The organism is Geobacter sp. (genome assembly GCF_030834625.1).
Taxonomy (GTDB): domain Bacteria; phylum Desulfobacterota; class Desulfuromonadia; order Geobacterales; family Geobacteraceae; genus Geobacter.
On the sequence record NZ_JAUQXO010000010.1, the window covers coordinates 175456 to 184543 of the forward strand.

Genomic DNA, 9088 nt, shown 5'->3' on the forward strand with positions numbered 1-9088 from the left:
GCACTCCGCTTCTTCTCAGGCCAGGGCGTACCGCTTCAAACCTTGGTCGAACCTGACCAACCCGTGCATCGTCGAATTCTTCAGATGTCGTGACACCTCAGAGGCGTTCATGCCGAGACTCTGGGCAATTTCGCTCGTGGAAAGGGGCTTATCCCGCAGAAGCAACGTAATCTGGCTTACCGCCAACTTATTCACCACCAGATCGTCAAAGAGTTTTTTCAGTTCATCACTGGCGAAGAACTGGCTGTACTCTTCCTCGGTCTTAAAGCGCTGCCGCAGCCTTTCCCGTTCCACCAGCTTGATGTAGGGGATCAGCTTGGAGGCTGCCTCCAGTTTCAACTTCAGGGCATTTTCCTCTATTCCTTCCCCTTTGCCGAGCGGTCCCAGCTCCTTCAGCCTCTTGCCAAAGTCATTCATTACTTCGGCATACCGCATCCCCTCCGAGGCGGAAATCCACTCAAGCCTCAGTCTGTCGGGATTCACCCCGATTTTCTCCAGGATCTTCTTGGCGATATGCACATTCTTCAAGACATCGTAGTTGCCTTCGGTGACATAATGGCATTCGCCAGGCCAGCAGCCGCCGATGAACACCCCGTCCGCACCCTTGGAGAAAGCCCTGAGCACGAATGCCAGGTCTACTCTGCCGGTGCACATTACGCGAATAATCTTTGTTTCAGTTGTATATTGCAGTCTGGAAACTCCAGCCAGGTCGGCAGCGCCGTACGCTCACCATGTACACAAGAAACCGATAACGTTGGGTTTGCTCTCAAGTCCGGTACTCATTGTTGTCTCCTTCCCAGGCAGTACTACCTGCCATGCTCGTTAGTGGTTCTCTTTACTGGCCGGAATAGCCGCATCGATCTGGGCAAATATCTCGTCGTCGGTATAGTGCTTCAGATAAATGGCCCCGGTCGGACACTTTGCGTTGCAGAGACCATCCCCCTTGCAGAGAATCGGTTCAACCCGGGCCTTTTTCCCCTGGGGCGTATCGGCAAAGGATATGGCGCCGTACTTACAGGCCGTGATGCATGCCCCGCAGGATACGCAGTCGTGCTCGGTCACATCGCATACTGCGCCTGAGGCGGTAACCGTCTCCCTGGAGAGAATTCCGACGGCACGGCCTGCGGCTCCGTAGGCCTGACTGATCGTCTCCGTCAGATGCTTCGGATAGTGGGCTGTCCCGCAGAGGAAAACCCCATCGGCGGCGAAGTCCACCGGCCGGAGCTTCACATGGGCTTCCTGGAAGAAGCCGTCAGGGTTGTTGGAGACCTTGAAGAACTTCCCTGCTTCCTGACTGGATTCGGCAGGAATGACCGCGGCAGCCAGCACGACCAGATCGGCTTCCAGTTCCATCATCTGACCCAGGACCGGATCGGGCACCGTGACCTTGAAACCCTCACCGGCAGCTTCCACTACCGGCTTGGTGTCCGCTTCGTAGCGGATGAATTTTACGTTCTTCTCGGACGCCTCGCGGTAATAGGTCTCCTTGAGCCCGTAGGTTCTCATATCCCGGAAGATGATCTGGATTTCCATCTCCGGATTGATCTCCTTGAGCTTGTGGGCGTTCTTTATGGCCTGGCTGCAGCAGACGCGGCTGCAGTAGTTCCTGTCCGCCTGCCGGCAGCCGACGCACTGGATCATCACCACGCTCTGGGCATTACGCACCTTGTCACTCTGCGCAACGATCTCCCCTTCCAGTTCCAGCTGGGTCAGCACCCGGTCGCTCTGGCCGTACAGGTATTCCGTGGGCTTGTATTCCTGGGCGCCGGTAGCGATGACGGCCACACCATGCTTCACTTCCCTGACCCGCCCCTGGGATGTCACCCTGGTGACGAAATTGCCCACGTAACCGGAGACCTCAGTGATGGTCGCATCGGTCCAGACGTGTACTGCAGGATGCCGATAGACCTTGGTGACCAGGTCCTTGAGGTAGGACTGGACGTCCAGTCCTTCCAGGGTGTAGTGGAGCCGTCTGGCCATTCCGCCCAGGTCATCGTCCTTTTCGATCAGGTAAACCTCGAATCCCTGTTCGGCCATATTGAGGGCGGCTGTCATGCCGGCCACGCCCCCGCCTACCACGAGTCCCGTATGATCCACCGGCAACTGGAATTCCTGCAGCGGCTCCAGATGGGCGGCCCGGGCCACGGACATCCTGACGATCTCTTTTGCCTTTTGGGTGGCGCTCTCCTTTTCGCGGGAGTGGACCCAGGAGCAATGCTCACGGATATTGGCGAATTCGAAGAAATACTGGTTGAGTCCCGCTTCCCGACAGGTATCCCGGAACAGGGGCTCATGGGTCCGTGGCGTGCAGGCCGCCAATACGACGCGGTTGAGCCCTTTTTCCACGATGGCATCGGAAATCTGCTTGGCGTTTTCCGTGGAGCAGGCAAAGAGGTTTTCGCCGGCCCAGGAAACGTTGGGCAACGTAGACGCGTATTCAATCACGGCGGGGATGTCAACGACCCGGCCGATGTTGGCGCCGCAGTAGCAGACGACAACCCCGATCTTCAGTTCCTCCTGGGAGACGTCCCGCTCCGCAGGATAAACCCGTTCCCGCTCCAGTCTGCCGCGCCGGTAGGAGAGGAGTTGGCCGCAGAGAGCACCGGCGCCGCTGGCGGTCACGACGGACTCGGGTATGTCCAGGGGGCCCTGGAAGGCGCCGCTGACGAAGACTCCCTTGCGGGATGTCTCGATGGGGTTGTAGGGGTTATTCTTGCAGAACCGCTGGTCGGTGAGCTCGATGCCGATCTTCTGGGCCAGCGCCTCCACATCCTTCGGCGGGTTGAGCCCCACCGAGAGCACCACCATGTCGAATTCCTCTTCCTTCACGCCATCGTCAAGGGTGGAGTACTTGATGGTGACATTCTTGGTGCTTTCGATCTCCCGGCCAACCGTGACGTAGCTGCGGATGAAGCGCACGTCGGAAAGCCGCTCGGCCCGCTGATGGAATCGCTCGAAATCCTTGCCATAGGCCCGGATGTCGTTATGGAAGATGGTTGCCTGGAGGTCAGCGTCGTGATCCTTGGAAAGGATCACCTGCTTCTGGGTGTAGGCGCAGCAGACAGCCGAGCAGTAGTTGTTGCCCCCTTCGTTCACCTGCCGCGAACCGACGCACTGGATCCAGGCGATCTTGTGGGGGTGCTTCTTGTCGGAGGGGCGAAGGATCTCCCCTTCATAGGGTCCGGTGGCGCAGAGGATCCGTTCGTAATCGAGACTGGTGACGACGTTCTGCATCCTGCCGTAGCCGAAGTCACCCCTCAGCTTCGGATTGAAGGTCTCGTAGCCGGGCGAGAGAATGATCGCCCCCACCTCCAGCACCATGGTCTCCGGCTTCTGGTGAAGATCGATAGCGTTGGTCTTGCAGGCGCCTACGCAGATCTGGCATTTCCCCTCTTTGAGGTAGAGGCAGGTTTCCGGGTCCACATAGGTGACAAGGGGAACCGCCTGGGAGAAGTAGATATGGACTGCTTTGTTCTCAGACAGGTTCTGGTTGAACGGATCGGGGATCTTGACCGGGCAGTAGTCCACGCAGATGTTGCAGCCGGTGCACTTCTCCTCCGAGATGTACCGCGGCTTCTTGGTCAGCGTCACCTTGAAGTCGCCCGCCTCGCCCTCGACGCGGTCCACTTCCGTGTAGGTGATTATCTCGATGTTGGGGTTCCTGGCGCACTCGATGAACTTGGGAGACTCGATGCACATGGAACAGTCGTTGGTGGGGAAGGTTTTGTCCAGCTGGGACATCTTGCCGCCAAGAGCAGGCGATTTGTCGACCAGAAAAACCCGAAACCCCGAATTGGCGAGATCGAGAGCGGCCTGAATACCGCTGATCCCTCCGCCGACAATAAGTACGTCACCAATATTTCTGTCTGAGGTATTCATAGAGTTTGCCCTTCGACTGGAGTGCTGTTCTGTGCCAACCGGCGCCTAAATGACTTCCAGGATGATTTCCGCGAGATCCTTGACCTCGACCTTTTCATGATCCGCCAAATCCAGGCTGCTGTCGGTAAAGTTCGTGATGCAGTAGGGACAGGAGGTAGCCAGCACCTGGGCTCCCACATCGACCGCCTGCCGGAGCCTCAGGTCGGCAAACCGCTCTTCCTTCGGCGTCTCCATCCAGATACGACCACCACCGCCGCCGCAGCAGAGGCTGCTTTCCCGCGTATCGGCCATCTCCAGAAGTTCCAGGCCGGGAACCTTCTGCAGCACCTCTCGGGGCTCGTCGTAGATCCCGTTATGGCGACCCAGGTAGCAGGGATCGTGATAGGTGACTGCCTTGGCGTACTCCCCGGTGATCTGGAGACGCCCTTCGTTGATCAGCTGGCCTATGTACTGGGAGATGAAGACCACCTCGAAATTCACCTTGAACTCGGGATACTCGTTCACGAAGGTGTGGTAGCAGTGGGGGGAAGAAACCAGGACCTTCTTTACCCCGTTGTCGATGAACTGCTTGATGTTCTCCTTGGCCAGCCGCTTGAACAGCTCCTCGTTGCCGGTCTTGCGGATGCTTTCCCCGCAGCAGCTCTCCTTGGAGCCGAGGATGCCGAAATCAACCCCGGCCTTGTTGAGAATCGCCGCGGTCGCGGCGGCCACCTTCCGCATCCGCGGATCGTAGCTCAGGTAGCACCCGGTGAAGTAGAGGAGCTCCATCCCCTCGGCGTACGGCTTGATCGGCAGATCCTTGGCCCAGTCACCCCTCTGCGCCCGTTCGCCCCCCAGGGAGTTCCCCTCGGAGGTGAGACTCGCCACCACGTTGCGGATCGTACCCACATGGCCGGGATAGACATCGTATTCCGCGCCAATCCTGCGCATGGCAACACCGGCCTCGATCTGATTCACTCCCCTGGGGCAGCGGCTGGGACAGGTTCCGCAGGTACTGCAGCGCCAGATATCTTCCTGCTCTATCTCGGTGAGACCGAACGTTCCCTGGCGGACGATCTTGCGCATGCTGAACTTGCGGACCCGGTTCCAGGGGCAGACTGAATCGCACAACCCGCACTGGTAGCAGTACTTGAGCGAATCGCCGCCCTTCTCTTTTATGACGTCTATGATCTCTTTGTATGGAGTAACGGTTTCCACGATGGCACCCATCCTGTTCTGTCGAGTTAGCGTTTCTTGGTGAGCTGCTCAACCGTATCGGCAACCACGTCCGCGCCGAACCTGCTTATGAGCGATTCCAGGCCGATTTCCATCTCGCCCCGCTTCACGCTCTCATCGGGCTCCTCCACTTCCCTCTCCGTAACGCTCAGGGCGCCGACCAGGCACCACTTGACACAGAGGGGCTCGGGCTCGCCATCGCAGAGGTCGCACTTGAGGGGAAGGCCGGAATCCGGTTCCCTGAACAGGTCCCTGGACGGACAGGAAGCCCGGCAGAAGCCGCACTCGTCGTACTCCTTGCCGTCGATGATGTATTTGTCCCTGCCGATACATTCCGACTCCGTGTACTCACCCGCGTAGAGAGGAACATAGATATCCCGGAGAGGATCACGAACCACCCGGACACGGGACCGGGCCGGATTGTTGCTGCTGTACTTCGGCATGGCGTGGAAGGCGGAGCAGATTACTTCGCAGGCCCGGCAACCGTTGCACTTGTCGGCATCGATATTTATGGTTTTGACTATTCTCTTCTTCGTATCGCTGTTCACGGTTCTAGCCCTCCACTCTGAAATGTCTCATTTGCCGCTTAAGCCTGTCTGGAGCCGACCCTTTAACCGGCCGTCAGAATCCCGCGCTTGATGAATTCCTCGCTCACGTAGCCCAGGCCCAGCTCTTCCAGGGTTTCCTTGGTGGGGATACCGTCTTCATTCCAGCCCTTGAGCGTGTAATACGAATCCAGAAGCTCCTTCTCAAGCTCGGGGAACCTGTTTTTCCAGTGGTTCGCCGGCGGCATCTCATCGACCCTTCTCATGCCCCTTCTGATATTGATGGCCCTGACCAGGGTCCGGTATCTCTTGGCCGCCTTGGTCAGTTTATCCTTGTCCATTTCGATGCCTGCACCTGCCGAGATGAACTTCGGATAGTTGTGGATGTGGTAGGGGGGCTTCAGGGGGAATGACGACAGACCGGCACATTGTCCGAGGGCATCATCGATGTAATGCATCATCTCCTGCCAGTCAACGATGTCACAGCACATGTCAACTGTCGGATAGTGCGGCATGGACTTTTCACCGCGCGGCTCCCAATCCAGGAAAATCTGCTTGAACTTGTCATCGGGAACCTGGAACCAGTCCTTGACGAAGGCTTCCCGCTGCTCCAGCTTGGGATAGGGCGCCTGGGGGAACTGCCCTTCGATCTGGGTGATGTTTATCTTCTCCCCGGTGCAATACATGAGGTAGTAGATGGGGTTAAGCATGGAGAGCTTGAGCGGCAGTTGCTCATGCTTCTTGATGTTGTTGTGTGCATAGTCTTCGGCGCCATTGCCGATCTCCTGCGCCGCCCAATAGGTTCCGTTGGCCAGCACATTGCCGATTCCTTCCCGCCGGACGATTTTTTCCAGCAGATAGTAAAATCTCCCTTCGTTATCCTCCGGCATCCCCGGGAAGTCGGCGTCGGTCAGAATCCCCTTTTCGAGGAGTTCAAGGGCAAAAGCCATCACCTGCGGCGCCGAAAAACCGTCCAGGCCGTACTCGGTAGCTTTCTGGGCGATTCTCAGGCCAAAATCCAGGTCCGAATAAGCGGCCATTGTATAGGTGAGCTTGGTGAAGCATTTCATCATGTAGGTCGGAAGCCCCTCCATGGAAATGGTCGCTCCGCACTTCATCGGACAGTTGTAACAGCTGATCAGACGCGTCCGGGCCTTCTCCATCGTCTCGGCCCACGCATGATCAACTTCCTCGGTCCAGAAGTCCTTCCGGCGGGTGCGCGCGTTACCCCAGTTGAAGTTCTCGGTGTGCCACTTCTCATCATGGACCTTCATCTCCTGGGGCGACCCCAGTCCAGCCAGAATGGGCATGACGTCGGGAATGGGATTCTCCTCCCGATGTTTTATGTAGTCGAGCACCTCGTTGCAAAGGTCCATGTACTCCTGCGGCTTGGCAACGCAGATATCCTTTGTCCCCCGTACGACAACGGCCTTGACCCCTTTGTCGCCCATGACGGCGCCAATACCGCCGCGGCTTGCACTGGATCTCCCCTGCTCGACGGACGCATAGTAGACCCGGTTTTCACCGGCCAGACCGATAGCCGCCACCTGGGCCGCCGGCTGGTTCAGCTCCTTCTTGATGATCTCGGCGGTTTCTATCGCCCCCTTGCCCCGCAGATGGGAGGCGTCACGGATCTCCACCTTGTCGTTGTTGATCCAGAGATAGACCAGATCGGGCGACTTGCCGCGGAGGATCACCTTGTCATAACCGGCATACTTCAATTCCGGCGCCCAGAAGCCACCCATCATCGAAAACGCCATCAGCCTCGTCTGCGGAGAAATGGTGGAGACGATGGTGCGGTTGCACCCGGTTGCAGGCGTTCCGCACAGCAGACCGGCAGCGAATATCAGAAGATTGTCGGGTGAAAAAGGATCAACTTCAGGGGGGACCCTGTCCCACAGCAGTTTGGCGTTCGTCCCCAACCCCCCGAGATAAAGCTCGGTGTCTTTCGGATCAGTCGCCACCCTCTCTATGCTTCCCTTGGTCAGATCGACTTCAAGCACATATCCGGTCTCTGCATACCTCATGTTTTCTCCCCTTCCACATTAACTGAATGCCGCTCCGGCTATCGGTCTGCTATCCCTGTGTCATTTCTTATGGCAGCACCACAACATCTTTTCCTCACCGCTTTGGTATTATGGTACCACAATACTTCTTTTTGTCAAACTGTTTTTTATTTGTCCCTTTTTTGTTTTAGATTAAGGCTTTATCACTGGAACTACAGCCTTGCTTTTTCAGGAGGCCCAACTGGATGGTTACAGCTCCCGCCACTGATAATCGATGATTTCGAGGAGCACACCATTCATGCTTTTCGGATGAAGCAGTGCATACTCGCAGTCCCGAAATGGCCGGGCTTTTCCTGTAGCATCGCCCGGAAGAGGGTTGGCGGATGGAATGAAGGGATAACCCATCCCCTCCAATTCCTCTATTGCCTGCCGGGTGTTCTCCACATTGAGGCCGAACAGCATAATCCCTTCGCCGTTCTTCTCGATCCACCTGGCAACGGGTCCATCGGGGGAGGTGGATTCCATCAACTCGAAACCCACCTCCCCGACCCAGTAACGTGCTACGCGAATCTTCTCCGGCTCATCCACATAGGAATCGTCAGGACTGCACTTACCGAGAACAGGTTCCCAGAGCTTGCGTGCCGCATCAAGATCTTTAACCGCAATGCAAAGGTGATCCAGCTTCTTGACTTTCATCTGTTCCCTCTTCAAAGATACAGACGCTCCGAATCAGTGAAAGTGTCTTCCTGTTACTTAGTGCCAGTCGGCATCAGACTCTCGATCAACTCCTCGGTCCAGGGCGTTCCCTTGGCCAGCCCCTGGCGCAGCTTGACGAAGTCGATCTCGCGGCCGGTCTCCTTGGTCCCTTCGTTGAACGCTCTGAAGCCGGTGCGTGCCTCGGTCATCATGTTGAGCGCCAGCCACGCACGGGAGTTTTCCTTGTTGAGGTTCCACGCCTGAAGCTTGGGCTTGCGCAGCTCTTCCAGGCTCTTGGTCATGCACTCGGGGAAGGTCTCCAGAAGCTTGGCGCACAGTTCCTCGACCTTCTGATCCAGGAGGCCGAGATCAATCTCCCCTTCCTTGATCTGGGCCTGCCCTTCCTTAAAGGCAGCGCCGGTCCTGAATTCGCCATGGACGATCCTGCCATACTCGTCAAGCATCCGGTCGGTGACGACGGTGGGGTTGGCGACGAATTTTCCCCCCACCTTGAGGGCAGGAACCACATCGGCGATGATGCCGAGCCGGGCCGCCTTGTGGGCCGAGAAGGGCTCGCAGAGGGTACCGGAGACCATGGCCTGCTCACAGCCGATCATGAGCGGCAGGAAGTCGGTGGCCCCGCCGATGGCGGCCGAGCCGTGCTTGGGACCGGCCTGGCCGAAGTTGGCCAGATCCTGGGCAATACTGAAGTCTGCGGCCATGCCGATTTCCTGGCCGCCGCCGATG

The 9088-nt window shown here is 57.6% G+C and carries 7 protein-coding genes; all 7 read right to left on the reverse strand.

Annotated features, from left to right (window positions below; all coding sequences use genetic code 11):
* Positions 1-15 precede the first annotated feature (15 nt).
* Positions 16-783 (reverse strand): hydrogenase iron-sulfur subunit, encoded by a 768-nt coding sequence (locus tag RCH91_RS02120; protein ID WP_306532874.1) that lies wholly within the window; start codon positions 781-783, stop codon positions 16-18.
* A gap of 39 nt (positions 784-822) precedes the next feature.
* On the reverse strand, positions 823-3879 hold the full coding sequence (locus tag RCH91_RS02125; RefSeq protein ID WP_306532875.1) for an FAD-dependent oxidoreductase: 3057 nt from the start codon (positions 3877-3879) through the stop codon (positions 823-825).
* A 45-nt stretch (positions 3880-3924) separates the two neighbouring features.
* Complete coding sequence (locus tag RCH91_RS02130; protein WP_373694358.1) at positions 3925-5088, reverse strand: (Fe-S)-binding protein; 1164 nt, start codon at positions 5086-5088, stop codon at positions 3925-3927.
* A gap of 14 nt (positions 5089-5102) precedes the next feature.
* A complete protein-coding gene (locus RCH91_RS02135) occupies positions 5103-5642 on the reverse strand; it encodes a (4Fe-4S)-binding protein (RefSeq protein WP_306532877.1) in 540 nt (179 codons plus the stop codon).
* A gap of 62 nt (positions 5643-5704) precedes the next feature.
* Positions 5705-7666: an aldehyde ferredoxin oxidoreductase family protein gene (locus tag RCH91_RS02140; protein WP_306532878.1), complete on the reverse strand. Its 1962-nt coding sequence runs from the start codon at positions 7664-7666 to the stop codon at positions 5705-5707.
* 228 nt (positions 7667-7894) lie between these two features.
* Complete coding sequence (locus tag RCH91_RS02145) at positions 7895-8341, reverse strand: VOC family protein (RefSeq protein WP_306532879.1); 447 nt, start codon at positions 8339-8341, stop codon at positions 7895-7897.
* Between the two features lie 53 nt (positions 8342-8394).
* The coding region (locus RCH91_RS02150; protein ID WP_306532880.1) for an enoyl-CoA hydratase-related protein at positions 8395-9088 on the reverse strand (694 nt) is incomplete at its 5' end.

Coding starts and splice junctions, on each gene's coding strand:
- RCH91_RS02145 (WP_306532879.1), bottom strand. CDS start 8,341: ATGAAAGTCAAGAAGCTGGATCACCTTTGCATTGCGGTTAAAGATCTT.
- RCH91_RS02125 (WP_306532875.1), bottom strand. CDS start 3,879: ATGAATACCTCAGACAGAAATATTGGTGACGTACTTATTGTCGGCGGA.
- RCH91_RS02130 (WP_373694358.1), bottom strand. CDS start 5,088: ATGGGTGCCATCGTGGAAACCGTTACTCCATACAAAGAGATCATAGAC.
- RCH91_RS02140 (WP_306532878.1), bottom strand. CDS start 7,666: ATGAGGTATGCAGAGACCGGATATGTGCTTGAAGTCGATCTGACCAAG.